The organism is Streptomyces sp. NPDC016851 (genome assembly GCF_055562795.1).
In genome coordinates this window covers 83,570-107,814 of record NZ_JBVHEP010000023.1, presented here as the reverse complement: position 1 = coordinate 107,814, position 24,245 = coordinate 83,570, and the positions used below count along the sequence as shown (strand labels likewise).

Below are 24,245 nucleotides of genomic sequence, written 5' to 3'. Positions count from 1 at the left end.
GTTCGACAACCGGGCCGCTCGATGGAGTGAAAGGCGGATAAGCCATAACTCGGATGGGCCGTCCGCGTTTTATCTCGTGCGGGTGAGCGCCCGCGACGATGTCTGGAAGGCAGGGAACCTATGAAACGGGTTACCCGAAACGGAGTGATCGCCGTCGCCGCCGCCTCGGGCGCGATGGCTCTGACCGTCCCCGCGTACGCCGGCTCCGGGGCGGAGGGCTCGGCGGCCGGTTCGCCCGGTGTGGTCTCCGGCAACACCGTCCAGCTGCCGGTGCACGTCCCGGTGAACGTGTGCGGGAACACCGTGAACGTGGTGGGGCTCCTCAATCCCGCCGCGGGCAACAGCTGCGCGAACAAGGACGACGGGCGGGCCGGCCGGCCCGGCGAGCCCGGCGGCGCGCTCGCGCAGGGCAGCGGAAAGGATTCACCGGGCGTGGTCTCCGGCAACGGCGTGCAGCTGCCCGTCGACCTGCCGGTCAACGTCACCGGCAACACCGTGGACGTGGTCGGCATCGGCAACCCGTCGACCGGCAACGAGTCCTCGAACACCCCCGGCGACCGGCCGGTCCGCCCCCACCACCCCGCCGAGCCGGACGCCGAGCCGCCCACCCCGCCCCGGCCGCACCCGGCCCCCGAACCGGCCCCGCGCACCGCCCCCGATGCCATGGCCCCCCATGCCACCGGCGCCCTGGCCCACACGGGTACGGACCACACCCTCCAGGCCGTCGCCGCGAGCGCGGCGCTGGTGCTGGGGGGAGTCGTCCTGCGCCGGCGGTTCCGCCCGGGGACCGACAACTGAAGGGACGGCTCGCCCGCGCCTTGCGGGAGCCGTCACGGAGGCGGTGCCCTCACACCGCCTCCGCCACCCCCGTCAGCAGCACCATCCCGGAATCGCCGTAGTCCGGCAGGGTCGGGTCCGGGTCGATGTGGGTGACGTCCAGGTCCCGGGTCAGCGGGGTGAAGACCTCGGTCACGGTGTCCGGACTGACCGGGCAGCCGGGCCAGCGGGACGCCGGGCCGATGCGGTACGTAGGCATGTTCTCCATGAACGCGGCGACCAGATGGCCGCCCGGCTCGACGGCGCGGACGAACGTGCGGCAGAACTCCGCGAACTCGGCGAAGTCCTCCGTCGCGCCCTCGGCGACGAAGTGCATGGAGGCGAGTTCGTACGAGCCGGGGGACAGGGTCCGGACGTCGGCGTGGACGACGTTCACATGCGCCAGCGCCCCGGCCAGGGTCGCCGGCACGTCCGGGTTGAGCCGTCGGCACAGCGCGTGGAAGGGCAGCCAGCTCGCGTCGAGGCGGTGGCAGATCTGGTCCCGGAGATAGGCGACGTTGCTCGCGCCCGCCTCCACGGCATCGATCCTGCGACTGGCGGCGGACGCGAGGATCAGCGGGTAGAGGTTCGGTCCCGCCCCGAACTCCACCGAGCGGGCGACGGCGCCGGGCCGGAAGCGGCGGTAGAAGGCGCTGTGGTGGGTGATGACCGCCGCGTCCGCGGGATGCACCTCGCGGTAGTTCTCGCGCAGGTAGTCGGCGACCGGCCAGCGGTCCCAGTCCACGTCGTCGTTGTGCGTCGTCATGGCCCTCTAGCCCTTCAGCCGCAGGGGGAAGCGCTCGGACAGCCGCGTCAGGGTCCCGTTCAGGCGGTCGATGTCGTCGTCCGAGTTGAGTGCCGTGATCTGGACACGGAAGCCGACCCGGTCGCGGGGGACGAGCGGATAGGCGGCGAGCGTCACGTAGATGCCCTCTTCCCACAGGTACGCGGCGACCGCGTCCAGGTCCGCGGGGTTGGCCAGCGGAACCTCCACGATGGGCAGCCGGTCCGTGTTGAGGGTGTTCACCCCGAGGCCCTCCAGGTGAGCGAGCACCCGGACCGTCTTGCGGTACAGGTCGGCCCGGATGGCGTCGCCGCGCCGCTCGTTGACGTCCAGCCCGGCCAGCGCGGTGGCCAGCGACGCCGTCGGGGACGGCCCCGAGTAGAGATAGGGGGCCGCGGCGGTCTTGAGGCGGTTCTTGAGCTCCGGCGGGAGCGCCAGGAACGCGAGCAGCGACGAGTACGCCTTGGAGAAACCGGCCACGAGCACGATCCCGTCGTACGACTCCCCGGTGTGCCGCACCACGCAGTTGCCGCGCATGCCGTACGGGCAGGACTCGTCCGGCCCGCGTTCCCCGATCACGCCGAAGCCGTGCGCGTCGTCGACGTACAGCGTCGCTCCTTCGGCCCGGCACACCGCGGCCAGCGCGGGCAGGTCGGGGATGTTGCCGCTCATGCTGTTGACGCCGTCCAGGCACACCAGCCGGGGCGTGCCCGGCGGCACCCCGGCCAGCAGGGCGCGCAGCTCGTCGAGCCGCTCGGCGTGGAAGCGGTGCAGGGTCGCGCCCTGTGCGCGGGCCACCACGCAGCCGTCGTAGACGGTGCGGTGCGCGGTCGCCTCCACGAAGACGTGCCCGTCCTCGGCCAGCGCCGGGATCACCGAGGCGTGCACCAGCGTCAGGGTCGGCAGCAGCAGCGTGTCCGGCGCGCCCAGCAGCGCGGCGAGCCGCTCCTCGATGTCGGGGTACAGCCGCGGACTGCCCAGCAGCCGCGACCAGCTGGGGTGCGTGCCCCACGCGCGCACCGCGGGATCGACGGCCTCCATGATCTCCGGGTCCCAGTCGAAACCCAGGTAGTTGCAGGACGCGAAGTCGATCAGCCAGTGGTCGCCGCTGCGGATGTGCCGGCCGCGCACCTCGTCGAGGACCGCGTCGCTCATCGGGCTGGTGCGGCGCAGGTGCTCCAGGTCCGCCCAGCGCGCCTCCCGGCGTCCCCGGGCGGCGTCGACACGCGGCCGCCGCGGCCGGGGCGGCGCGAAGGGGTGGGCGCTCGGCTCCCGCAGCGTCTGCGCGCTCTGCTCCACCGTCATGGGCCGGGCGAAGAGGTATCCCTGCCCGAACCGGCAGCCCATCCCGGCCAGCAGGTCCCGCTGCGCGGTGTCCTCGATGCCCTCCGCGATGACCTGGAGGCCCAGGGTGTCGGCGATCCGCACGATGCCCTCGACCAGGGCGACCTGCTGGGCGTCGCTCGCGATGTCGTCGATGAACGACTTGTCGATCTTCAGCACGTCGATGGGGAAGTCCCGCAGGTAGCGCAGCGAGGAGAAGCCGGTGCCGAAGTCGTCGACCGCGATGTGCACCCCGAGTTCCTTCAGCGTGTGCAGCACCGTCTGGAGTCGGTCGTCGCGGTGCAGCAGCACCGTCTCCGTCAGTTCCAGCTGCAAGGACCCGGGCTCCAGCCCGGGCGTGCTCAGCGCCTGGCCGACCTGCTCGACGAAGCCGGCGTCGCGGAACTGGCGCGCGGAGACGTTCACGCTGACGTACGGCGGACGGGCGGGACCCGGCAGCCGTTGCAGATCGGCGATGTCGCTGACCGCGTTCTCCAGCACCCACGAGCCCAGCGGGCCGATCTGCCCGGTCTCCTCGGCCAGACTGATGAACTGGTCCGGCTCGACGGACGGCCGCTGCTCGTGCGGCCAGCGGACCAGGGCCTCGAACCCGACGACCTCGCCTCCGGCGATGTCCACGACGGGCTGGTAGCGCAGCGCGAACGCCTTGTCGGCGACCGCCTGGGCCAGCTGGGACTGCAGGTCGTGCCGCTCGACCATGCGGCTGCGCAGCAGCGGCCGGTAGCGGCGCCACTGCCGCTTGCCCGCCGACTTCGCCGCGTACAGCGCGAGGTCGGCGTGGCCCAGCAGTTCTTCCGCGTCCGTACTGTCGCGCGCGGTGGCCACGCCCACGCTCGCGGACACCGTCACCGACTCGTCGACCAGGTCGAACGGCCGGCCCAGTGTCTGGATCACCTGGGCCGCCAGGAGCTCGGCGTCGAGCGGCTGCTTGGCGCCCTCCATCAGCACGGCGAACTCGTCCCCGCCGAGCCGGGCCGCGGTGTCGGTGCGCCGCAGTGTCCGGGACAGCCGGTTGCCGACGGCGATCAGCAGATCGTCGCCCGCCCGGTGCCCCATCGTGTCGTTGACCAGCTTGAAGTCGTCCAGGTCGATGTAGAGCAGACAGGTCAGGGACGACTCGCGGCGGCCGCGCAGCAGGGCGCGCTCGATCCGCTCCAGCAGCAGGGTCCGGTTGGGCAGACCCGTCAGCGAGTCGTGGAAGGCGCGCTGCGTCAGCTCCTGCTCCAGCCGCCGCTGCTCGGTCACGTCCCGCAGCGTCACCACCAGGCCGGAGACGGTCCGCTCGTCCCGGAAGTCGCTGCACCGCACCTCCACCTCGACACGTCCCTCCCGGCGGCGCACCCACCAGTGGTCGTGTCCGGCCCGCGCCCCCCGCTCCCGTACGGCGGCCAGCTCCCGGGCGGCCCGCTCCCGGTCCCCGGGGTCCACCAGGTCCGGCAGCGGGACGCCGATGAGGTCGTCGGTGCCGAACACGGACAGCGCGGACGGGCTGGCGTAGCGGATCGTGTCGTCCTCCTCGAGGATCAGGATGACGTCGGAGGCGTTGCGGACGAGGGTGCGGAAGTACGCCTCGCTCTCCCGCCGGAAGACCTCCTGGCGCAGCTTGACCCGCTCCATGGCCAGGCCCGCGTGCGACGCCAGGATCTCCAGCGAGCCCCAGGTCTCGGTGAGCTGCCGCTCGGGGGCGGCGACCAGCAGGACACCCGGGGCGGTCCCGGCCGGACGGTCGGGCTGGGTCATGGGGCAGGCCAGGACGGAGGGCAGACCGTCCAGTTCGGCGGCGAGGTCGGGTCCGAGGGCGGCCGGGCTCACGAGGTGACTGCCGTGCGCGCCGAGGTCGGCCGCGCGCTCCGTCGGCAGCAGCAGCGTCCGGTGCGGAACCTCCGGCCCCATCAGCCGGTCGACCGCCGTACGGCAGGACTGGTCGACCTCCTCCTGCCGGAAGGCCGAGACCAGCGAGGCGGCGGCCCCGCGCAGCGCGAGTTCCCGTGTCACCGCATGGCGATGGGCCACGACCATCCCCGCCAGCCGCGCGATCACCAGCAGGAACAGCACGCCCGAGAAGGCCGCGATCACGGCGGCGTCCCGCGTCTGCTTGCTCAGCCCCTCGTACAGCAGGATCCCCGGCGCGATGAGCGTGGCCACGGCGAGCACGACCAGCCGGCGCGGCGGCGGCAGCAGGGACTCCCGCTGCGGCACGGCCGCGGTCAGCGTGACCATCGAGGGGTGCAGGGCGGCCAGGCCCCAGGCGGTGTAGAAGGCGATCCAGCCGAGGTCCAGCAGGGTGCCGGTCTGCCACAGGTCGTTCAGTTGCAGCATCCCGTACGCGATGTCGAAGCCGAGCAGTGTCACCGTGCCCACGACCAGCAGCCGCACGGCACGGTTGGGCCCGTCGACCGGACTCGGGGTCAGCAGCCGGGCCAGCAGGGCCAGCACGAGGACGTCGCCGAGGGGATAGGCGATGCTGATGGCGCGCTGCTCCCAGGTCAGCCCCTGCACCACTGTCAGCGGCTGCACCAGGTACACCCACACCGGCAGCGCGAGGCCCGCGGTGATGATCAGCGCGTCGAGCAGGCTCGGCAGGTCGCGATCGGCCCACCGGTGCCGGACGAGCCCCGACAGCCCGATGGCGAAGAGCGGGTAGGTGGCGAGGTAGCAGGCGTCGGCGGGGGAGGGGAACGGGTTGGAGGCGTCGAAGTACTCCTCCATGACGTTGTAGTACGTGTCGCCCGCTATGAAGGTGAGCAGCCCGCCGGCCAGGAACCACCAGGGCCACTGATGGGCGGGCCGGTGGACGCGGATGCCGGTCACCACGGCGACGACGCCGGCGAGCCCGATGACGGCCCACAGGGCGGGACCCGCCGCCGGGACGGTCATGTACACGATTGTGGCGGCCGTGACGAGGGCGATCTGGGCGGCCATCAGCCGACGTGCTGACAGCAAGGACATGCGCCTCCCCCCGTCGGGGAGACCGAGGCGTAGACCCGGTCTGTTGAATTCGATCATAAATTCGCCCGCGCGGTCCTGCATCTCGGGCTGCCGGTCCCGCGAGGCACGGCGGAGGGGAAACTGCCCGGCGGGCCAGGGTCGCCCGGGTCCCTCAGCCGCGTCCCCGGTGGAACCGCACGTGCAATTCCCTCACCCGGTCCGTCAGCTCGGGCACGGGGCCGTCCACGACCACACCCGGTGCGACTTCCTGGACGGGGAGCGTTCGCACCGGCGGCGCGGGTACGCCCAACTCACCCAGCCAGGAGGCGAGTTGTGCGGACGAGGCGACGTAGACGATGCGGCCCAGGCCGACCCAGGCGTGCGCGGCCGCACACATCGGGCAGTGTTCGCCGGAGGTGTAGACCGTGGCCGCCGCCCGCTCCTCGGGAGTGAGCCGGGCCGCCGACCAGCGCGCCAGTTCGAACTCCGGATGCCGCGTGCGATCGCCCGAGGCCACCCGGTTGTGGTCCTCGCCGAGGACCGTGCCGTCCCCGCCGACCAGGACCGAACCGAACGGCTCGTCCCCGGCTTCGAGCGCCTCCGCCGCGAGCTCCACGCAGCGGCGCAGGTACGGCAGTTCCGTGTCCTTCACGACCATGGTGCCGGGCCCCTTCCTGGTGACGGTGTGATCAACAGGACTGTACGGCCGCCGGGGTCCGCGGCCGCACCGGTAAACGCGTTGCCGGGCCGCCCGGCGCGTGCTGGGGTGTGCCCATGACTCAGAAGGATCACACCGCGCTGCTCGCCCTGTTCGACCATGAGCTGCGCGAGGGGGCGCGGCCGGACGGCCCCGGGGCCCGCGTCGAGCGGACCGGCGACGTGGTGCGCCAGGTCGCCGGCGCACAGGGCTGGAACGGCGTCCTGTGGTCCGCCCTCGACGAGGCGGCGGCGGACGCGGCCATCGCCGGGCAGATCGCCCACTACGCCGGGCTCGGCCTCGCATTCGAGTGGAAGCTGTACGGGCACGACCGGCCGGCGGACCTCGGGCAGCGGCTGCGCGCGGCCGGGTTCAGGCCCGAACCCGACGAGACGCTGATGATCGGCGAGATCGCGACCCTCTCCCTCGACGCCGAACCTCCCGAGGGCGTCCGCTTCGTGCCGGTCACCGGTCCGCGAGGCGTGGATCTCGTGGCCGACGTCCACGAGAAGGCGTTCGGCGCCGACAGCGCCTGGCTGCGCGACCAGCTCCTCGCCCGGCTCTCGGCCGACCCGGACACCGTCGTCGCCGTCGTGGCGATGGCCGGCGACGAGCCGGTGAGCGCGGCCCGCATGGAGCTCGTGCCCGGCACGCGGTTCGCCGGGCTGTGGGGCGGCGGCACCGTCGAGGGCTGGCGCGGCCGCGGCATCTACCGCGCCCTGGTGGCCCACCGCGCCCACGCCGCCGCGGCACGCGGCCACCGCTACCTCCAGGTCGACGCCTCCCACCAGAGCCGCCCGATCCTGGAACGCCTGGGCTTCACACCGCTGACCACGACGACGCCGTACGTGTACACGCCGTAGCCGTCCGCCCCGACCCGGCCCGGATGTCACATCCACGCCCGCCCGATCCGTCGCATGGTCATGACGACGAACCAGAAGAACCAGAGCATCCTCCTCGCCGGCGCGAGCGGCGTCCTCGGCCGGCACGTCACCCGGGCCCTGACCGAGGCGGGCCACAAGGTCACCGGACTCGGCAGGAGCCCCGGCAACGGCATCCGCGCCGACCTCATGGACCGCGACGCACTGCTGCGCGAGGTCGACGGACACCACTTCGACACCGTGATCCACGCCGCGACCGCACTGCGCAAGCCCCCCATGCGCGACCGCGACATGTTCACCACCGACGCGCTGCGCACCGAGGGCACGGCCCACCTCGTCGAAGCCGCCCGCCTCACCGGGGCCCGCCGCTTCGTCGTGGAGTCGATGGTCTTCGGCTACGGCTACGGGGACCACGGCGACCGCCCGATCACGGAGGACGACCCCTTCGGCCCGCGTGGCAGGACCCCGCAGCTGGAGCGGCACATCGCGGGCATGCGGACCAAGGAACGGCTCGCCTTCGAGACCGAGGGGCTGGAGGGCATCGCCCTGCGCTTCGGCCTGTTCTACGGCCCCGGCGGCACCGACGCCCTCCTGCCCCTGTTGCGCAGGCGGCAGATGCCGTTGCCCGCCGACCGGGACCGGGTGCTGCCGTGGGTGGAACTCACCGACGCGGCCCGCGCGGTGCTCGCCGCCGTGGAACGCGGCCGGCCCGGACAGGCGTACAACATCGCCGACCGCACCCCGCTCGGCCTGCGCGCCCATGCCGAGTGTGTGGTCGAGTCGTTCGGACTGCCGAGGCCGATGACCGTACCGCTGTGGCTGGTGAAGCCCATGTCGTACATGCACACGGTGATGTCGTCGCGGCTGGTGGTCTCCTGCGCCAAGGCGGAACGCGAGCTGGGATGGACCCCGCGGTACCCGTCCAGCCGTGAGGGGCTCGCCGCGCTGCGGTCGGCGGGCCGTTGATGCCGCGGGCGCGCGTCAGCGGCGCGCCTTCGAGCGGTCCAGTGCGGCGACGCCGAGCGCGGCGAGCCCGATCTGGATGAGCCACTCGACCCAGTCGACGCCCTTGCTGTCGGCGACGTCGAACGCGCCGGCGATCGCGGAACCGGCCAACGCGGCGAGGATGCCGACGAGGATCGTCCACAGGATGCCGATCCGCTGACGGCCCGGGACCACGAGCCGGCCCAGGACGCCGATGACGATGCCGATCACGATGGCACTGATGATGCCGTCGATCTCCATCTCCGCCCCTTTTCTTCAGGACCCCCGCTGTAGTGCTTTTGCCCCCGGTCGGCCGGGACACTCCGGCGCGGACACGGAGAGGCCGGCCCGGGGTGCGGACCGGCCTTCGGTTTCCCTTCCGGTGGGTCGTCCCTTCCGGTGGGTCTACGGCCTCGTGCTGGAGGCCTTCGCCGCCGTGGCGGTGCACGCCAGACCCAGAATCACGGCCAGCGCGCCGATGATGATGTTGTTCCACACGACGCCGGCGTCCGGACTGTCGCCGACGACCCACGGCGAGATGATCATCCATACGCCGAGTGCGCACATGGCCCAGCTCAGGCCGTACATGCGCTCCGGAGCGCGAGTGAACCCGAGCGCCAGCAGGCCGATTGCGATGCCCATGATCAGGTTGTGGGTCACGAGCGGCGGCTGGCTGGTCGTGTAATGGACTATCCACGGGGAGGCCGCGCAGTACAGACCGAGCAGGAACACCGGTCCGTCCACGAGCGCCACATCGCGACCACCGAGCACGCGGGCGTACCGATCCCGCATCTCGGAGGCATCGGGGTGGCTGGTGATGTCACCCCTGGTGGGCGAGACGTTGGCCATGACTCGTCTCCTTCGTCTTGCAGGGCGACCGCGTCTGGTGGGGTGTGCGGTAAGCGCCGCGTAAGCACATTCTGCTCTTATTTTTCCTTTATGTGTAGAGGTTGGTAGAGACGTGAACTTCTACCGGGCGGTACATGTCCGGGGGGATCGGGGGCAAGCGGATGTGTACGACAGTGACCGATCGGCGTCGCCGGCAGGCGGCGCGGGACAGGGGAGGGCAGCGGACGTGTCTGCGGCCATCAGCGCGAAGGTGTTGGAGCGGTTCCCGGCGGGAGCTCCGCGCGGATCATGGCCGGCGGAGGAGTACGCGGCACGCCGCCGGGCCGAGGGCGAACCGGCCACCGTCGTGATGGACCTGGAGTCGGACGCCTTCCTCGTGGTGGTTCCGTCGGACGAGGACTGAACGGAACCGGACCCCGAAATCCCCGGACCGCCAAATCCAGGGTCCGGGATGCGAGATGAGCCGGGATTTCCTTGACGGCCGTCGTCCACCGCTGCCACGATCCATGGCATGACCATGCGACTGGACCTCACGCGGCGACGCCACGTCGACCTCGCACGCGTCTCCAGCGCTTCCTGTCGCGCCGCAGCCTGAGTCTCCCGGCTCGCCGCTTCTCCCCACCGCCGTATTCGCCCTCGGCCGCACACCGTCGCGCCGTCGGGACGTCCTGCGCGGTGCATTTCCCTCATGCCTGAATTCGGCGTCACTCACGCCTGAATCCGGTGCTCAGCCACGCCCGTAGTCGCGCGTAGTCACGCCCGTTGCCACGCCCGTTGAGCACGGCGTCCCCGATTTCGGTGTCGCCGCGCGCGCTCGCGCCCCCTCCCGGAAAGAGACCCCATGGCCACCGTCCTGTCCGTCTCCGGCAGCCCCTCCGCCGCATCCCGCACCAGCCGACTGCTGCGCCACCTGGACGAGCGGCTGACCGCACAGGGCCATGACGTGATCCCGCTCGACGTCCGCACCATCCCCGCCGAGGCCCTGCTCGGCGCGGACTTCCGTCACCCCGCGATCGTCGAGGCCACCGACCTGTTCGCACGAGCCGACGGTGTCGTCGTCGGCACCCCTGTGTACAAGGCGTCCTACTCCGGTGTCCTCAAGGCCCTGCTGGACCTGCTCCCGCAGTACGCACTCACCGGCAAGACCGTCCTGCCGCTGGCCACCGGCGGCAGCGTCGCCCATGTCCTGGCCATCGACTACGCCCTGCGCCCGGTGCTGACCTCCATGGGTGCGGCGCACACCGTGCAGGGCTGGTTCACCCTCGACAAGGACATCACCGTGCACGACGACGGATCCCTGACCGTCGCACCGGCCGCAGACGAGGCGCTCACGCAGGTCGTCGACCAGTTCTCCACGGCGCTCGGCCGCACCCCGCTGCTCGCCGTGGCGGGCTGACACCCGCTCACCGCCACGCCGCCGCACGTTCCCCCCTCGATCGGAGACTCCCCGTGTCCCTCACCTTCCACTGGTTCCTGCCCACCAATGGCGACAGCCGTCATGTCGTCGGCGGCGGCCACGGCTCCCCGGCCACCGCCTCCGGCCGGGACCGGCCCCCGACGGTCGCCTACCTGAGCCAGATCGCCCGCGCCGCCGAGGAGGTGGGCTTCGCCGGTGCCCTCACGCCCACCGGCGCCTGGTGCGAGGACGCGTGGCTCACCACGGCCATGGTCAGCCAGCACACCGAACGCCTGAAGTTCCTCGTCGCCTTCCGGCCCGGGCTGATCTCGCCCACCCTCGCCGCGCAGATGGCCTCCACGTTCCAGCGGCAGACCGGCGGACGGCTGCTGCTCAACGTCGTCACCGGCGGCGAGAACCGGGAACAGCGGGCCTTCGGCGACTTCCTCGACAAGGACAGCCGGTACCGCCGTACCGGTGAATTCCTGCACCTCGTACGGGAGTTGTGGCAGGGCGGAACCGTCGGTCTGCACGGTGAGCACCTCCGGGTGCAGGACGCGAAGCTCGCCCGCGTGCCCGACCCCGTTCCCCAGGTGTATTTCGGCGGCTCCTCGGCCATCGCGGGAGAGATCGCCGCCCGGCACGCCGATGTCTATCTCACCTGGGGCGAGCCGCCCGCCCAGGTCGCCGAGAAGCTCGACCGGATCCGCTCGCTGGCCGCCGCCGAGGGGCGCACCCTCCGCTTCGGGATCCGGCTGCACGTCATCACCCGCGACACCGCCGAGCAGGCCTGGGCCGAGGCGGACCGGCTGCTGGACGGCTTCGACCCGGAGACCGTGGCAGCGGTGCAGGCCGGGCTCGCCCGCAGCGAGTCGGAGGGCCAGCGGCGCATGCTCGCCCTGCACGGCGGCCGGCGCGACAGCCTGGAGATCCACCCCAACCTGTGGGCCGGCGTCGGCCTGGTGCGCGGCGGCGCGGGCACCGCCCTGGTCGGCAGCCACGACGAGGTCGCCGAGCGGATCAAGGAGTACCAGGCCCTCGGCATCGACGAGTTCATCCTCTCCGGCTATCCCCATCTGGAGGAGGCGTACTGGTTCGGGGAGGGCGTGCTGCCGCGCCTCGCCGCGCAGGGGCTGTGGCGGCATCCCGCGGACCAGGGCACCGCACCCGCGACGCCCACCGAGCCCGCCGTGCTCGCGCCCTTCGCGAGTTAGGGCTCGGCGGCCTCCCGCCCCAGCTCGTCGGCCTCCCGCCCCAACGATCAACCCTCCGGCCCGCGTTGGGCGTCATTCCGTCCCGAGGGGCAGCCCTGCCCCTCGGTGAACGGGAGGCACACATCATGAAGCAGCGGGCTTCACGCACCATCTCATTCGGCCTGGCCGTGGCGTTGTGCGCCGGGGTGGCGGCACTCGCCCCGTCCGCGCACGCGGCCCAGTCGCCGCGCGGCCACGAGGCGACCCGGACCGCGTTGCGTGATCTCGTCGACAAGGGCGGACTGCCCGGAGTGGCCGCCAAGGTCCAGGAGGGGAAGGCGAGTTGGTTCGCGGAGGCCGGCCACGCCGACACCGCCACGGGCCGTGAGCGTTCCCCCGGCGACCACTTCCGCGGAGCCAGCATCACCAAGACCTTCGTCGCGACCGTCCTGCTCCAGCTGGAGGCGGAAGGCAGACTGAGCCTCGACGACACCGTCGAGCGATGGCTGCCCGGCCTGGTGCGGGGCAACGGCTACGACGGCGACGAGATCACGCTGCGTCAGCTCCTCAACCACACCAGCGGCATCGCCAACTACACCGACGACCCCGCCTTCCTCCACGACGCCGCCGGTCCCGGCTTCCCGGAGCACCGGTACGACACGCACACGCCCGAGGAACTCGTGGCGATTGCCCTGAAGTATCCGCCGCTGCCCGACCCGGAGACGGCGCCGGTGTACTCGAACACCAACTTCGTCATCGCCGGGATGGTCATCGAGAAGGCGACGGGCCGCTCGTACGAGCAGGAGATCACCCGCCGTATCGTGCGGCCCCTGAAGCTGCGCGGCACATGGTTCCCGGGCACGTCGCCCCACATGCCGAAACCCCACCCCGTCGGCTACTCCCGACTCCACCAGGACGCCCCCGACGCCCCGATCCACGACGCCACCGAACAGAACATGACCTGGCTGGGCGCGGCAGGCGACGTCATCTCCACCAGCGGCGACCTCAACCGCTTCCAACGCGCCCTGACCAAGGGCGAGTTGCTGCCTCGGAAGCAGATGGAGAAGATGCTCGACGAGGTGCCCGCGGGGGGCGGGCTCGGATACGGCCTCGGAGTCGAGTTCGCGCAGCTGTCCTGCGGCGTGAAGGTCGTGGGCAAGAGCGGCCGCACGAACGGCTCCCTGTCCGCGATGGTCGGCACCCCGGACGGGAAGCACCAGCTGACGTTCAACATCAACGGTGACTGGCTCCCGGACCCGTCGCTCTACACGAACGTGATCGAAGCGGAGTTCTGCGGCAGCGTCCCGTCCCGCACGGACGAACCGTCGGCGCTGCCCCGGCTCGGTTAACCGGCCGCCAGTGCGCCGAGGTGCGTCCGGCGTGCCTCGGCCGTCTGGGCCTGCACCAGCAGGAACATCCCCTCGCGTGCAAGCCGCTGCGCCCGGCTGTCCAGGGCCATGGACCGGCCGCCCCCGGCCACGATCGCCGCGGTCGTGGCCGCCCGCAGCACGCCGTACGCCCGTGTCTTCAGCGCCAGGCGTTCCGGGACGCACTCGTGCGGGGCGGGGTGGTCGGCCAGGGCGTAGGCCTCCCGCCGCACCTCGTCGAGCCGGGCCCGCAGCGCCCGGGCCGGCTCCCGGCCGTCCGGGGTGTCCGCCACCAGGTCCAGCGCCGCGCTCGCCACCCCGAACACGGCCGGACTGGTGTTGGCGGCCCTGGGCAGGTCGATCAGGGCGAACTGCTCCCGCGGGGTGCGCAGCACGACGGCGTCCTGCGGCACCCACAGGCCGTCCAGCTCCAGGGAGACCGTACGGGCGGCGGTGAGGGCCGCTAGCCGCATCGGCGCCGACGGACGCATCCCCGGCTGTTCGCGGGCCTCGGCGACGACGAACACCACCTCGGCCGTGTCCGTCACACCGGCCAGCAGCATCACGTCGTTCAGACCCCAGCCCGTGTACCAGGGCACCGTGCCCTCGAAGCGCCAGCCGCCCCGCTCGGGGACCGCCCGCACGGGCACCCGGGGGAAGGCACGGACGTGTGCGAACGCGATGCCGGCCAGCGACTCGCCGGTCGCCAGCGGGCGCAGCAGCCTCTCCCGGACCGGCGAGTCGTAGGTGGCGAGCAGCTTCACCGGCGTGTGGTGCTGTGTCTGCACGAACCAGGTGGAGCAGCACGCCCCGGACAGGATCTCGGCGACCTCCCGGGCCACGGCGACGGGCGCGTCCGCCCCGCCGTACTCCGTCGGCGCGCCCAGTCCGAGCAGCCCCGACCGCCGCACCGCCTCGATGTGGCTCACCGGCACCCCCTCCTGGTCGACGCGCTCGGCGTGCGGGACGAGGAGATCGCGCGCGAGTCGCTGTGCGCGGATGACGAGCGGGTGGGACGGGTGCGGCGACGAGGCGAGGGGCATGGAGCTCATGGGACAGATTCTCGCGGGTCGTGCGGCGCGGGGTGCCGTCCCCGGGGTATGTCGTTCGCCCGGAACCGTCAGGAATGCGCGCCGCGCAGATCCAGTTCCGTCAGCACGTCGAAGTCGAGCCCGTCGGCGCGGGCCAGATAGATGCGCTGGCGGACGTGGCTGTCCCGCAGGTGCAGCAGTCCGCGCGGACCCTCGTACGACACCGCGCCGGCCGCCGCACCGATCGCCGACACGTCCAGCGTCCCGGCCCGCTTCAGCAGCGCGGCCAGCAACAGCACGCCCTCGTAGCAGGATTCGCCGAGGCTGCCCAGGGCGGGTGCCTCGACGCCGTAGCGGGCCGCGTACCGCCCCTGGAAATCGAGGGTGTCCCGATTGGCCAGCGAGGCGAAGAAACCGGCCGTGCTGTAGAGGTCCTCGGTGGCCGACGGGCCGCTCGCCAGCAGCATGTTCTCGTCCATCAGCGTGCTCAGCCGCAGACACCGCGCGTGCAGGCCGTGCGCCGCGAACGCCCGGTTGAAGCGCACCGCGTCGCTGCCGACGAGCAGCATCAGCACCCCGTCGGCGTCCGAGCGCTCGATGCCGCGCAGCACCGGCTCGAAGTCGTGGGTGCCGAGCGGGAGATAGACCTCGCCGGCCACGGATCCGCCGGACGTGTGCGCGTACCGCCGGGCCGACCGTGCCGTCCGCCTCGGCCACACGTAATCGTTGCCGACGACGAACCACCGCCGCACCCCGCGTTCACGCGCCAGCAGGTCCATCGCGGGCCGCAGTTGGTCCCGCGGCGTCTCGCTCGTCAGGAACACGCCCGCGGTGTCCTCACCGCCCTCGTACAGCGCGGTGTACACGTACGGGACGCGGTGCGCGATCCGCGGTGCCAGCGCCCGGCGCACCGAGGAGATGTGCCAGCCCGTGACGCCCTGCACGACACCCAGGTCCACCAGCGCCTCGACCTGGCCGGCGACCTCGCCGGGCGCGCCCGAGCCGTCGACCGGCACCAGCCGGAGCTCCCTGCCGAGCACGCCGCCGTCCCGGTTGACCTCCTCGGCGGCCAGCCGCGCACACAGCTCACAGGTGGGCCCGAAGATCCCGGCCGGCCCCTGCAGGGGGAAGACGAGCGCCACGCCGAGGACGGAGTCGTCGGCCGTGAACCACTCGGGTGCGGGGAGGTCGTGCCGGACCATGGCGTCATGATTCCGGCTCCGCCGTACGAACTCCAGCGCGTCTCCTAGGATGGACGCACTTCCTGTCGCAACAGCCCCGAGGAGCAGGATGCCCACCCCGCCCCCGCGCCGGCCCGACGACCTCGTGCAGCTGCTGACGCGGGCCGAGCGGCTGGCGGCTCGGCGGTTGCAGGCCGTGCTGGAGGAGGAGGGCTGCTCGCTCGACGCGTGGCGGGTGCTGGCGCTGTTGGCCGACGGCGAGGGGCACCACATGACGGCGATCGCGGAGGCCGCCTTTCTGCCGCCTCCGACGCTGACCAAGCTCGTGGACCAGCTCGTCGACCAGAACCTCGTCCACCGCCGGGTCGACCCGTTCGACCGCCGTCGCGTCCTCGCCCACCTCACTCCTCGCGGCCGGCAGTACCGGCAGCGGCTCGACCGCGCGGTGCGCGCCGGCTGGCCCCCGCTCGGCGAGGGCGACGACGAACTGCTGCGGTCCCTGCTGGACCGGCTGGCCGCGACGCTGACGGAGTCGGCACACGTGTGAGCGTCCGGGGCGTGTGCAGGCCCCGCGGACACCTGCGAGCCGCCGAGCGGCTCCCTGCGCACGATGACTGGTCTACACCCTTGACTGGTACAGACCAACGCGGTTGAGTGTGCCTCCGACAACCCCCCACCACGGCCGCGCCACGGCTGTGCTTCACCCTGCCTGGCCGGGTGCGGCCGTGTCCCGCAAAGGAGTTGAACCCGTGTCGAGACGCCGTGTCTCCGCTGTCCTTGCCGCCCTCGCCCTCGCCGGCACCGCGCCGGTGCTCCTGCCGGCCACCAGCGCCTCCGCCGCCGCGTGCTCCAGCTATCCCAACTGGGTGGCGGGCAAGTCCTACGCCGCCGGCGACATCGTCCGCTACACCGACGGCAAGGCGTACCGAGCCGAGCACGCCAACCCGGGCTACGACCCGACCATCAGCACCTGGTACTGGGAGCCGTACGCCTGCGACAGCGGTCCGGGCACGCCCGACGCGCGCTTCGTCGTGAGCGAGGCGCAGTTCAACCAGATGTTCCCGAACCGGAATCCCTTCTACACCTACCGCGGGCTGACGGCGGCCCTGAGCGCCTACCCCGGCTTCGCCAACACCGGCAGCGACACGGTGAAGAAGCAGGAGGCCGCCGCCTTCCTCGCCAACGTCAGCCACGAGACCGGCGGCCTGGTGCACGTGGTGGAGCAGAACACCGCCAACTACCCGCACTACTGCGACTGGAGCCGGCCCTACGGCTGCCCGGCCGGCCAGGCCGCCTACTACGGGCGCGGACCGATCCAGCTCAGCTGGAACTTCAACTACAAGGCCGCCGGCGACGCGCTCGGCATCGACCTGCTGAACAACCCCTGGCTGGTCCAGAACGACGCGGCCGTCGCCTGGAAGACGGCCCTGTGGTACTGGAACACCCAGACCGGCCCCGGCAGCATGACCCCGCACAACGCCATGGTGAACGGCGCCGGATTCGGCCAGACGATCCGCAGCATCAACGGCTCCCTGGAGTGCGACGGCAAGAACCCGGCGCAGGTGCAGAGCCGCGTGACCAACTACCAGCGGTTCACGCAGATCCTCGGAACCTCGCCCGGAGGCAATCTCTACTGCTGAGAGCGAGCCGTGTGTGAGACTCCGTCGATGAGCTCACAGACGATCACCGCGGACGCCGCCGGCACCTGGAAACTCGGCGACCTGCCCGTCCACCGCCTCGGCTTCGGCGCGATGCGGCTGACGGGCAGCGCCGCCTTCCATCTCGGCACCCCCAGTGACCGCGACCGGTCGATCGCCGTCCTGCGCAAGGCGATCGACCTCGGCGTGAACCACATCGACACGGCCGCCTTCTACTTCTCGTCGCTGCGCTCCGCCAACGAACTCATCAACAGCGCGCTGGCGCCGTACCCCGACGACCTGGTCATCGTCACCAAGGTGGGCCCCCACCGGACCTACGACGGGCAGTGGGGCACCTCGGCCCGCCCCGAGGACCTGCGCGGACACGTCGAGGAGAACCTGCGCCAGCTAGGCCGCGATCACCTCGACGTGGTCAACCTGCGCCGGATGCCGAAGTACGACTCGATCGCCGAGCACTTCGGCGCACTCGCGGAACTGCGCGAGGCCGGGCTGATACGCCACCTCGGCATCTCCAACGTCGAGCCCCGCCACCTCGCCGAGGCGCAGGCCATCGCACCGGTGATCTGCGTACAGAACCGGTACGCCCTCGACCGCCCCGACCCCGTCACCGACGAACTGCTGCGGATCTGCGCCGAACAGGGCATCGCCTTCGTGCCGTTCTACGCCGTCGCCGGCGAGGGCGGGGAGCACGGAGCCGCCACCGCCCATGACGAGGAGGTACGCGCCGTCGCCCGCGCCCACGGGGCGAGCCCGGCGCAGATCCGCATCGCCTGGACCCTGCACCAGAGCCCGCATGTGCTCGCCATCCCCGGCACGGGCAACCCCGACCACCTCACCGAGAACGTGGCGGCGGGCGCGATCCGCCTCACGGACGGGGAGCTGGACCGGCTCAACGGGCTGCGCTCGGCGGCCGGCTGACCCGTCAGACCACCCAGACCCCGTCCCGCATGAGATGCCGGCGCGGCAACTCGTGCACCTCGCACCAGGCTTGCACCGCGCGCGGCCGCACCCGGAAGAACGCGTACGACGCGTGGTCCTCGCGAGGATCCCAGCCGGTCTTCGCGCGGAACGCCTCGGCAGCCGCCGGCGGCACCTCGGGCGTCGTGAAGGTCTCCACGTCACCGTCGAGGAGCACGACGTCCCGGGTGTCCCCGAAGGCCAGCCGGGCCCGCCGGCCGTCCCGCAGATTACGGCCGGTGGGATTGGTCAGCCGAGTGCACAGCCACACGGCCTCGTCGTGCCACACGAACCAGAGCGGCACCAGACACGGCACGCCCTCGGTGTCCGCCGTGGCGACCCAGATGTCGATCTCCCGCTCCATACGGTCCAGGAGGTCCGCCTTGCGCTGTTCTGGGGTGCGGGGAGGCTCGGTGATCTTCATGGGCGGCACGCTAGCGGTCGGCCGGGCGCACCGCCTCGGGCTGGGGGCGTAGGCCGCGGACCTAGGTCGTCGCGGGAGCGAGGCCCGCGCCCGCCGCGCCCCGAGCGCGGGCTGTTTTCGTCACGCAGGCGGGCTGTTTTGCGTCACGCAGGTGTTACGTATAACCTCTCCCGTCAACCACCCGCTCCGAGAGGTCCTGATGCGACGTATCGCCCTGGTCACCCTCGTCGTCGACGACTACGACGAGGCGATCCGCTTCTACACCGAGGCCCTCGGGTTCCGGCTCGCCGAGGACGCTCCCCGGCCCGGCGGATCACGCTGGGTCGTCGTCGAACCCGGGAATCCGGGCACGGGCACCGGCCTGCTGCTCGCCCGTGCCGAGGGGGAGGCGCAGGCCGACCGGGTCGGGGACCAGACCGGTGGGCGGGTCGGTTTCTTCCTGCACACCGACGACTTCGCCCGGGACCACGCCCGGATGACCGCCGCGGGCGTCACGTTCCTGGAGGAGCCGCGGCACGAGCCGTACGGAACCGTCGCCGTCTTCCAGGACCTGTACGGCAACCGCTGGGACCTGCTCCAGCCCGCCACCGACTAGAACTCCGACTCCCACCGAGTACGCACTGCCGAGGAACACGCACATGACCGCGCCCCGCATCGACACCGACACCCTCCGCCGGCTGCCCAAGGCCGTGCTGCACGACCACCTCGACGGCGGCCTGCGCCCCGCCACCGTGGTCGAGCTCGCGGACGCGGTCGGCCACACCCTGCCCGCCACCGACCCCGCCGAACTCGCCGCCTGGTACTACGACGCCGCCAACTCCGGCGACCTGGTGCGCTACATAGCCACCTTCGAGCACACCCTCGCCGTGATGCAGACCCGCGAGGGCCTGCTGCGCACCGCCGAGGAGTACGTGCTCGACCTCGCCGCGGACGGTGTCGTCTACGGCGAGGTGCGCTACGCCCCGGAGCTGATGGTGAAGGGCGGGCTGGCCCTGCCCGAGGTCGTCGAGACCGTGCAGGAGGGCCTTGCGGCGGGGATGGCCAAGGCGGCGGCCGCGGGGACGCCCGTGCGCGTCGGGACGCTGCTGTGCGGGATGCGGATGTTCGACCGCAGCCGGGAGATCGCCGACCTGGTCGTGGCGTTCCGGGACGCCGGTGTCGTCGGCTTCGACATCGCCGGGGCCGAGGACGGCTTCCCGCCCGCCGACCACCTCGCCGCCTTCGAGCACCTGCGCCGCGCGAACGTGCCGTTCACCATCCACGCCGGGGAGGCCCACGGCCTGCCCAGCATCCACCAGGCCCTTCAGGTCTGTGGCGCGCAGCGCATCGGGCACGGGGTGCGCATCACCGACGACATCCCCGACCTCACCTCCGGCAAGCTCGGCCGCCTCGCGGGCTGGGTGCGCGACCGGCGTGTCGCCCTGGAGATGTGCCCGACCTCCAACCTCCAGACCGGCGCCGCGGCCTCCATCGCCGAGCACCCGATCACCGCGCTGAAGGACCTCGGCTTCCGCGTCACCCTGAACACCGACAACCGGCTCGTGTCGGGCACCACGATGACCCGCGAGATGTCCCTGCTGGTCGAGCAGGCGGGCTGGACCGTCGAGGACCTGCGCACGGTCACGGTGAACGCCCTGAAGAGCGCGTTCCTCCCGTTCGACGAGCGGAACGCGCTGATCCGGGACGTGGTCCTGCCCGGCTACGAGGCCGCGCTCTGAAGGATTCCTCGCAGGTAGGCGGCCTGTCCGATGTGCTGGAGATCGTCGGACAGGACGCTGACCAGCCGGACGCCCAGGGTGACCGGCGGGTCCCAGCGCTCGTCGACGACGCGCTCCAGATCCTTGGCCGCCAGGCCACGCAGGGCTTCCAGGGTCTGGTCGTGCACGGCGTCGTAGTAGCCGGTCAGCATCTCGCCGGAGTCGACCCGGACCTTGGCGACCTTGGCGGGGCTGTGGCCGTAGCCCGTGTCATGCCGGGGCAGACCGAGGCCGAAGCGTTTCTCCCAGTCCTGGGACAGCCACACCTGGTCGAGGCCGAAGGCGTCGGCGACGTGGTCGTCCTGGACACGGGTGAGGTGCCAGACCAGCCAGGCGATGGAGTTGGTGTCGGGGGAGGGGCGGGCGCTCAGTTCGTCGGGCCCGAGGCCCTCGACGGTGGCGTGGACTTCTTCCCGGATGCGGTTGTAGCCGTCGATGAGGATGTCCTTCGCATGCATGCCTCCACCATGGCGCATCCCCGCGCCCTGTGCGCCCCCGGGTGCGCACGCCGGTGGTCTCCGCGTGCGCGCCTGTTTGTCCGTGGCGTGCTCGCAGTCTTCCGTAGCGTGCACGGCGTCTCGCGGTGAGCCCGGAGTCCTCTGTGGCGCGCTGGGTGGGTGCTGCTGCGTGCTCGCCGTGTGCCGTGGCCTCTTCGGCGGTGTGCTCGCCGTCTCCCGTGACGCACCCACCGTCTCCGGTGTCGCGCTTGGGTCCCCAGTTGCGTCCTCGCGGTCTCAGGTGTTGCGGCCTGTGGTCTGCGTCTTACGTTCCCATGGCCTCTGGTGTCATGTCCGCGGCCCCCGGCGAGGCGCTCGCGGCCCCTGGTGCCGCGCTGTCGGCCCCCGGCGGGCCGGCCGCGGCCCCCAGGGACGGGCCAGTGCTCCCCGCCGACGCGCCCGTGCTCCCCGTCGACCCGCCCGTGGTCTCCAGCAGCGCCATCAGTGCCCGGGCCGCCGGGCTCGTGGCCTGCCGGGGCGGCAGCAGGGCCACCGTCTCGTAGACCGCCTCGCCGGTGCCCTTCACCGGCAGCGCGGTCAGGGAGGCCCGTTTGTGCGCGAAGTGCCGCGGCACGACGGCGACGCCGAGGTTCTCGTCGACCAGGTCGAGCAGGGTGTGCACGTCGTTCACCTCCAGGGCCACGGTCCGCCGTACCCCCGCGGCGGCGAACACCGTGTCGGTGGTGCGGCGCGGCCCCCAGTCCGGGTGGAAGTCGACGAACACCTCCCCGCCCAGCTCCTCCGGCGTGACGGCCGCACCGGCCGCGGCGAGCCTGTGGCTGGAGTGGCACAGCAGCGTCATCGGCTCGCTGGTCAGCGGCACCGACCGCAGCTGGTCGCTGTCCGCCTGTGTCCGTACGGCGAACGCCAGGTCGAGCCGCCCGGCCGCGACCTCCTCCGCGAGCGCGCCCGACCCGGCCTGCCGCAGACAGATCTCCACGTCCGGATGCTGGTGCCGGAAGGCGGCGAGCAGCCCCGCGACATGCACCCCGGCGATGCACTGCTCACTGCCGAGTGCGAGCATGCCGCGCAGGACGCCCTGCACCGCCGCCACCGCCTCGTGGGCGGCCCGCACCTGCGCCAGGATCCGCTCCGCCTCACCGAGCAGCGCCCGCCCGGCCGGGGTGAGCGTCACCCGGCGGGTCGTGCGCACGAACAGGGGCGTCTGGAGCTCCCGCTCCAGCGCCCGGATCGAGGCCGACAGGCCGGACTGGGACACCAGGAGCCGCTCCGCCGCCCGGGTGAAGTGCTGGTCCTCGGCGACCGCGACGAAGTGCTGCAAGTGGCGCAGTTCCATGACTGAGAAGCGTAGCCGCTGAATTCCATCGGATTCTTCTGTTGGACGCATGGGAGCAGGTCACGACAGAGTGGACACCGGTTTCCTCCCGACCGAGCCAACCCTCTGGAGTCGCGTTGTACACCGCACACCCCGACCGCTACGCGGACATGCCCTACCGGCGCACCGGACGCAGCGGCCTGAAGCTCCCCGCGCTCTCGCTCGGCCTGTGGCACAACTTCGGCCCGGACCGGCCGGTCGAGACCCAGGAAGCCATCCTGCGCCGCGCCTTCGACCTCGGCGTCACCCACTTCGACCTCGCCAACAACTACGGCCCGCCGCCCGGCGCCGCCGAGTCCGCGCTGGGCGAGTTCCTGAAGTCGGACTTCGCGGCCTACCGCGACGAGCTGGTCATCTCCACCAAGGCCGGCTATCTGATGTGGCCGGGCCCGTACGGCGAGTGGGGCTCGCGCAAGTACGTGCTGTCCTCGCTGGACCAGAGCCTCAAGCGGATGGGCCTCGACTACGTCGACATCTTCTACTCGCACCGCCCCGACCCGGAGACTCCGCTGGAGGAGACGATGGGCGCGCTGCACTCGGCGGTGCAGCAGGGCAAGGCGCTGTACGTCGGTATCTCCAACTACTCGGCGGAGCAGACCCGCGAGGCCGCCCGCATCCTGGGCGAGCTGGGCACCCCGCTCCTCATCCACCAGCCGCGCTACTCGATGCTGGACCGCCGCCCCGAGGACGAGGGCCTGCTGGACGCCCTCGACGAGCTGCAGGTGGGCTCCATCGTCTTCTCCCCGCTGGAGCAGGGCCTGCTCTCCGCCCGCTACCTCGACGGCATCCCGGAGGGCTCCCGGGCTGCGAGCGACAGCCCGTTCCTGAACTCCGACGCGGTCACCGAGGAGCTGGTGGGCCGGCTGCGCGACCTGAACGACATCGCCAAGACGCGCGGCCAGACCCTGGCCCAGATGGCGCTGGCCTGGGTGCTGCGCGGCGGCCGGGTCACCTCCGCGCTGGTCGGCGCGAGCAGCCCGCAGCAGCTGGAGGACAGCGTCGGGGCCATCGCCAACCTGGACTTCGACGCGGACGAGCTGGCCCGCATCGACGCGATCGTCAAGCAGTAGCCGTTCCCCGCCTGCCCGGGGGCGGCGACCGCCCCCGGGCAGGCTCCAGGAGGTCTAGGGACCGATCCGCTCCTCCAGGCGCACCGTCACCGTGTCGCCCTCCTCCTTGCCGATGGCCTTGCGGACGTCGGCCTTCACGGGCAGCTTGTGCGTGCCGTCGCCCAGGGCCATGAACGAGCTGCGGAACGGGTGCCCGTCGATCGTCCCGCGGACCTTGACCAGGCCGCGGGTGCCGAAGTACTCGGCCGACGGGGGCCAGACCAGGTAGGTCCAGCCGCCCTCGGCGGGGCTCCTGCGCAGGACCGCGGTGAATTCCGCGTCCAGTCTTCCGGTCGTGTTTCCGGTCGTGGCCATGGTGTCCTCCGCTGTTCGGTCGCCTCTCACACACCAGACCGCCGGACTCCGGAAAACTCATCGAAGCACGCGATGGGGATGGTCAGCCCCCGGACCACCGCTCGCGGCGGCGACCGCCCGCAGCGTTTCGGCCAACTCCGGGTGTGAATATGCCAGGAGACTGGCCGGAAAGACATGGTGACAGTGTTTCAGTAGTGAACATACTGACCAGCGAGAGCGCTTCACATCCAGCGACGGCGCCCTCACGCACAGCACGCGAGCCGCAGGACAGGCAAGGCCGGGCAGGCAGGCGGGCAGGGCAACGGGGGAGGGTCACGTGCACGACGAGTTTCTGTGCCATGTCACGGCGTACGGAGTCTGCGACGGCCGCCGCATCGGGGTCCCGCTGGGCACCTACCGGGCGCCGACCCTCGCCCTCGCCCTGTGGTGGCTGCGCGACCGCGCCTCCTGGATCGCCCAGCGCCTCGACCCCCGGCCCGACGCCGAGCACTTACCGCCGGGCGCGCTCGTGCCGGTCGCCGAGACCGTGCCGGACGTGCCCACCCTGCTGCGCGCCTGGTGCGCCGATCCCGCCCAACAGGAGCGAGTCGCCGAGGAGTTGGCGGCCGGACGGCTGGTGCGCATCGCCACCAGCGACGACACCACCGAGTACGAACTGCTCGCCGAGTCCGTGGATGCCCTGCGGATGCAGCGGACGGCTCCCACCCTGGGCGTGCCCGTGGCCTGAGCGGCTCGCCGAGT

General features: G+C 72.0%; 25 protein-coding genes and 1 pseudogene. 15 read left to right on the top strand and 11 right to left on the bottom strand.

Annotated features, from left to right (window positions below; all coding sequences use genetic code 11):
- The first annotated feature begins 120 nt into the window (after positions 1-120).
- Entirely contained in the window at positions 121-798 is a 678-nt protein-coding gene (locus ACZ3I3_RS31170) for a chaplin (RefSeq protein WP_467370529.1), read from the top strand.
- A gap of 49 nt (positions 799-847) precedes the next feature.
- On the opposite strand, the gene ACZ3I3_RS31165 is transcribed toward ACZ3I3_RS31170, so the two are convergent.
- The 3 genes from ACZ3I3_RS31165 to ACZ3I3_RS31155 form a co-directional block, all read right to left on the bottom strand.
- Positions 848-1,582, bottom strand: coding sequence for a class I SAM-dependent methyltransferase (locus ACZ3I3_RS31165; protein ID WP_467370527.1), 735 nt, complete (start codon positions 1,580-1,582; stop codon positions 848-850).
- Positions 1,583-1,588: 6 nt separating this feature from the next.
- Positions 1,589-5,893, bottom strand: a complete 4,305-nt coding sequence (locus ACZ3I3_RS31160) for an aminotransferase class I/II-fold pyridoxal phosphate-dependent enzyme (protein WP_467370525.1) — start codon at positions 5,891-5,893, stop codon at positions 1,589-1,591.
- A 151-nt stretch (positions 5,894-6,044) separates the two neighbouring features.
- Positions 6,045-6,530: a nucleoside deaminase gene (locus ACZ3I3_RS31155; RefSeq protein ID WP_467370524.1), complete on the bottom strand. Its 486-nt coding sequence runs from the start codon at positions 6,528-6,530 to the stop codon at positions 6,045-6,047.
- Between the two features lie 116 nt (positions 6,531-6,646).
- Between ACZ3I3_RS31155 and ACZ3I3_RS31150 the strand changes: the two genes are divergently transcribed.
- Positions 6,647-7,432: a GNAT family N-acetyltransferase gene (locus ACZ3I3_RS31150; RefSeq protein ID WP_467370522.1), complete on the top strand. Its 786-nt coding sequence runs from the start codon at positions 6,647-6,649 to the stop codon at positions 7,430-7,432.
- Positions 7,433-7,492: 60 nt separating this feature from the next.
- Positions 7,493-8,416, top strand: coding sequence for an NAD-dependent epimerase/dehydratase family protein (locus ACZ3I3_RS31145; protein ID WP_467370593.1), 924 nt, complete (start codon positions 7,493-7,495; stop codon positions 8,414-8,416).
- A gap of 15 nt (positions 8,417-8,431) precedes the next feature.
- Here ACZ3I3_RS31145 and ACZ3I3_RS31140 read toward each other — a convergent pair whose 3' ends face one another.
- The gene (locus tag ACZ3I3_RS31140) at positions 8,432-8,695 is read right to left on the bottom strand and encodes a GlsB/YeaQ/YmgE family stress response membrane protein (protein ID WP_467370521.1); all 264 of its coding nucleotides are present in this window, start codon (positions 8,693-8,695) and stop codon (positions 8,432-8,434) included.
- 144 nt (positions 8,696-8,839) lie between these two features.
- Positions 8,840-9,283 (bottom strand): SPW repeat protein, encoded by a 444-nt coding sequence (locus ACZ3I3_RS31135; RefSeq protein ID WP_467370519.1) that lies wholly within the window; start codon positions 9,281-9,283, stop codon positions 8,840-8,842.
- A gap of 226 nt (positions 9,284-9,509) precedes the next feature.
- Here ACZ3I3_RS31135 and ACZ3I3_RS31130 point away from each other — a divergent pair, with 226 nt between their 5' ends.
- The 5 genes from ACZ3I3_RS31130 to ACZ3I3_RS31110 all read left to right on the top strand — a co-directional run bounded on the left by ACZ3I3_RS31130 (position 9,510) and on the right by ACZ3I3_RS31110 (position 13,221).
- Entirely contained in the window at positions 9,510-9,686 is a 177-nt protein-coding gene (locus ACZ3I3_RS31130) for a hypothetical protein (protein ID WP_466351831.1), read from the top strand.
- A 108-nt stretch (positions 9,687-9,794) separates the two neighbouring features.
- On the top strand, positions 9,795-9,878 hold the full coding sequence (locus ACZ3I3_RS31125) for a putative leader peptide (protein ID WP_350710819.1): 84 nt from the start codon (positions 9,795-9,797) through the stop codon (positions 9,876-9,878).
- Positions 9,879-10,124: 246 nt separating this feature from the next.
- On the top strand, positions 10,125-10,679 hold the full coding sequence (ssuE, locus tag ACZ3I3_RS31120; protein ID WP_467370517.1) for an NADPH-dependent FMN reductase: 555 nt from the start codon (positions 10,125-10,127) through the stop codon (positions 10,677-10,679).
- 53 nt (positions 10,680-10,732) lie between these two features.
- Entirely contained in the window at positions 10,733-11,893 is a 1,161-nt protein-coding gene (locus ACZ3I3_RS31115) for an LLM class flavin-dependent oxidoreductase (protein ID WP_467370515.1), read from the top strand.
- 125 nt (positions 11,894-12,018) lie between these two features.
- Entirely contained in the window at positions 12,019-13,221 is a 1,203-nt protein-coding gene (locus ACZ3I3_RS31110) for a serine hydrolase domain-containing protein (protein WP_467370513.1), read from the top strand.
- Here the strand turns inward: ACZ3I3_RS31110 and ACZ3I3_RS31105 are convergent.
- Together ACZ3I3_RS31105 and ACZ3I3_RS31100 are read right to left on the bottom strand one after the other, a co-directional pair.
- Positions 13,218-14,291: an acyl-CoA dehydrogenase family protein gene (locus tag ACZ3I3_RS31105; protein ID WP_467370511.1), complete on the bottom strand. Its 1,074-nt coding sequence runs from the start codon at positions 14,289-14,291 to the stop codon at positions 13,218-13,220. The two genes, ACZ3I3_RS31110 and ACZ3I3_RS31105, sit on opposite strands and share 4 nt — an antisense overlap.
- Before the next feature lie 68 nt (positions 14,292-14,359).
- Positions 14,360-15,472: a substrate-binding domain-containing protein gene (locus ACZ3I3_RS31100; protein WP_467370509.1), complete on the bottom strand. Its 1,113-nt coding sequence runs from the start codon at positions 15,470-15,472 to the stop codon at positions 14,360-14,362.
- 88 nt (positions 15,473-15,560) lie between these two features.
- Here ACZ3I3_RS31100 and ACZ3I3_RS31095 point away from each other — a divergent pair, with 88 nt between their 5' ends.
- From ACZ3I3_RS31095 to ACZ3I3_RS31085, 3 genes are all read left to right on the top strand, one after another.
- Positions 15,561-15,998 carry a MarR family winged helix-turn-helix transcriptional regulator gene (locus tag ACZ3I3_RS31095; RefSeq protein ID WP_467370507.1) on the top strand — a complete coding sequence of 146 codons (438 nt, stop codon included), beginning with the start codon at positions 15,561-15,563 and terminating at the stop codon, positions 15,996-15,998.
- A 202-nt stretch (positions 15,999-16,200) separates the two neighbouring features.
- A complete protein-coding gene (locus tag ACZ3I3_RS31090) occupies positions 16,201-17,091 on the top strand; it encodes a glycoside hydrolase family 19 protein (protein WP_467370506.1) in 891 nt (296 codons plus the stop codon).
- A 27-nt stretch (positions 17,092-17,118) separates the two neighbouring features.
- A complete protein-coding gene (locus tag ACZ3I3_RS31085; RefSeq protein WP_467370504.1) occupies positions 17,119-18,027 on the top strand; it encodes an oxidoreductase in 909 nt (302 codons plus the stop codon).
- A 4-nt stretch (positions 18,028-18,031) separates the two neighbouring features.
- Here the strand turns inward: ACZ3I3_RS31085 and ACZ3I3_RS31080 are convergent, their stop codons facing one another.
- A complete protein-coding gene (locus ACZ3I3_RS31080; protein ID WP_467370502.1) occupies positions 18,032-18,490 on the bottom strand; it encodes a pyridoxamine 5'-phosphate oxidase family protein in 459 nt (152 codons plus the stop codon).
- A gap of 199 nt (positions 18,491-18,689) precedes the next feature.
- Here ACZ3I3_RS31080 and ACZ3I3_RS31075 point away from each other — a divergent pair, with 199 nt between their 5' ends.
- Both ACZ3I3_RS31075 and ACZ3I3_RS31070 read left to right on the top strand, forming a co-directional pair.
- Positions 18,690-19,085 (top strand): VOC family protein, encoded by a 396-nt coding sequence (locus ACZ3I3_RS31075; protein WP_467370501.1) that lies wholly within the window; start codon positions 18,690-18,692, stop codon positions 19,083-19,085.
- A gap of 43 nt (positions 19,086-19,128) precedes the next feature.
- Positions 19,129-20,208, top strand: coding sequence for an adenosine deaminase (locus ACZ3I3_RS31070; protein ID WP_467370499.1), 1,080 nt, complete (start codon positions 19,129-19,131; stop codon positions 20,206-20,208).
- Here the strand turns inward: ACZ3I3_RS31070 and ACZ3I3_RS31065 are convergent.
- Both ACZ3I3_RS31065 and ACZ3I3_RS31060 read right to left on the bottom strand, forming a co-directional pair.
- The gene (locus tag ACZ3I3_RS31065; RefSeq protein WP_467370497.1) at positions 20,190-20,705 is read right to left on the bottom strand and encodes a mycothiol transferase; all 516 of its coding nucleotides are present in this window, start codon (positions 20,703-20,705) and stop codon (positions 20,190-20,192) included. The two genes, ACZ3I3_RS31070 and ACZ3I3_RS31065, sit on opposite strands and share 19 nt — an antisense overlap.
- Positions 20,706-21,168: 463 nt before the next feature.
- A pseudogene (locus tag ACZ3I3_RS31060) lies at positions 21,169-22,041 on the bottom strand (LysR family transcriptional regulator); the annotation flags it as partial.
- 116 nt (positions 22,042-22,157) lie between these two features.
- On the opposite strand from ACZ3I3_RS31060, the gene mgrA reads away from it, so the two are divergent.
- Entirely contained in the window at positions 22,158-23,150 is a 993-nt protein-coding gene (mgrA, locus tag ACZ3I3_RS31055) for an L-glyceraldehyde 3-phosphate reductase (RefSeq protein WP_467370496.1), read from the top strand.
- 54 nt (positions 23,151-23,204) lie between these two features.
- Here mgrA and ACZ3I3_RS31050 read toward each other — a convergent pair whose 3' ends face one another.
- On the bottom strand, positions 23,205-23,504 hold the full coding sequence (locus ACZ3I3_RS31050) for a DUF1905 domain-containing protein (RefSeq protein ID WP_467370494.1): 300 nt from the start codon (positions 23,502-23,504) through the stop codon (positions 23,205-23,207).
- A gap of 316 nt (positions 23,505-23,820) precedes the next feature.
- Between ACZ3I3_RS31050 and ACZ3I3_RS31045 the strand changes: the two genes are divergently transcribed.
- Entirely contained in the window at positions 23,821-24,231 is a 411-nt protein-coding gene (locus ACZ3I3_RS31045; protein WP_467370493.1) for a hypothetical protein, read from the top strand.
- Positions 24,232-24,245 lie beyond the last annotated feature (14 nt).

What these genes read in the sequence shown, in the direction of transcription:
- ACZ3I3_RS31170 (WP_467370529.1), top strand. Translation starts at nt 121, where the DNA reads ATGAAACGGGTTACCCGAAACGGAGTGATCGCCGTCGCCGCCGCCTCG.
- ACZ3I3_RS31165 (WP_467370527.1), bottom strand. Translation starts at nt 1,582, where the DNA reads ATGACGACGCACAACGACGACGTGGACTGGGACCGCTGGCCGGTCGCC.
- ACZ3I3_RS31160 (WP_467370525.1), bottom strand. Translation starts at nt 5,893, where the DNA reads ATGTCCTTGCTGTCAGCACGTCGGCTGATGGCCGCCCAGATCGCCCTC.
- ACZ3I3_RS31155 (WP_467370524.1), bottom strand. Translation starts at nt 6,530, where the DNA reads ATGGTCGTGAAGGACACGGAACTGCCGTACCTGCGCCGCTGCGTGGAG.
- ACZ3I3_RS31150 (WP_467370522.1), top strand. Translation starts at nt 6,647, where the DNA reads ATGACTCAGAAGGATCACACCGCGCTGCTCGCCCTGTTCGACCATGAG.
- ACZ3I3_RS31145 (WP_467370593.1), top strand. Translation starts at nt 7,493, where the DNA reads ATGACGACGAACCAGAAGAACCAGAGCATCCTCCTCGCCGGCGCGAGC.
- ACZ3I3_RS31140 (WP_467370521.1), bottom strand. Translation starts at nt 8,695, where the DNA reads ATGGAGATCGACGGCATCATCAGTGCCATCGTGATCGGCATCGTCATC.
- ACZ3I3_RS31135 (WP_467370519.1), bottom strand. Translation starts at nt 9,283, where the DNA reads ATGGCCAACGTCTCGCCCACCAGGGGTGACATCACCAGCCACCCCGAT.
- ACZ3I3_RS31125 (WP_350710819.1), top strand. Translation starts at nt 9,795, where the DNA reads ATGACCATGCGACTGGACCTCACGCGGCGACGCCACGTCGACCTCGCA.
- ssuE (WP_467370517.1), top strand. Translation starts at nt 10,125, where the DNA reads ATGGCCACCGTCCTGTCCGTCTCCGGCAGCCCCTCCGCCGCATCCCGC.
- ACZ3I3_RS31110 (WP_467370513.1), top strand. Translation starts at nt 12,019, where the DNA reads ATGAAGCAGCGGGCTTCACGCACCATCTCATTCGGCCTGGCCGTGGCG.
- ACZ3I3_RS31105 (WP_467370511.1), bottom strand. Translation starts at nt 14,291, where the DNA reads ATGAGCTCCATGCCCCTCGCCTCGTCGCCGCACCCGTCCCACCCGCTC.
- ACZ3I3_RS31100 (WP_467370509.1), bottom strand. Translation starts at nt 15,472, where the DNA reads ATGGTCCGGCACGACCTCCCCGCACCCGAGTGGTTCACGGCCGACGAC.
- ACZ3I3_RS31095 (WP_467370507.1), top strand. Translation starts at nt 15,561, where the DNA reads ATGCCCACCCCGCCCCCGCGCCGGCCCGACGACCTCGTGCAGCTGCTG.
- ACZ3I3_RS31085 (WP_467370504.1), top strand. Translation starts at nt 17,119, where the DNA reads ATGAGCTCACAGACGATCACCGCGGACGCCGCCGGCACCTGGAAACTC.
- ACZ3I3_RS31080 (WP_467370502.1), bottom strand. Translation starts at nt 18,490, where the DNA reads ATGAAGATCACCGAGCCTCCCCGCACCCCAGAACAGCGCAAGGCGGAC.
- ACZ3I3_RS31075 (WP_467370501.1), top strand. Translation starts at nt 18,690, where the DNA reads ATGCGACGTATCGCCCTGGTCACCCTCGTCGTCGACGACTACGACGAG.
- ACZ3I3_RS31070 (WP_467370499.1), top strand. Translation starts at nt 19,129, where the DNA reads ATGACCGCGCCCCGCATCGACACCGACACCCTCCGCCGGCTGCCCAAG.
- ACZ3I3_RS31065 (WP_467370497.1), bottom strand. Translation starts at nt 20,705, where the DNA reads ATGCATGCGAAGGACATCCTCATCGACGGCTACAACCGCATCCGGGAA.
- ACZ3I3_RS31050 (WP_467370494.1), bottom strand. Translation starts at nt 23,504, where the DNA reads ATGGCCACGACCGGAAACACGACCGGAAGACTGGACGCGGAATTCACC.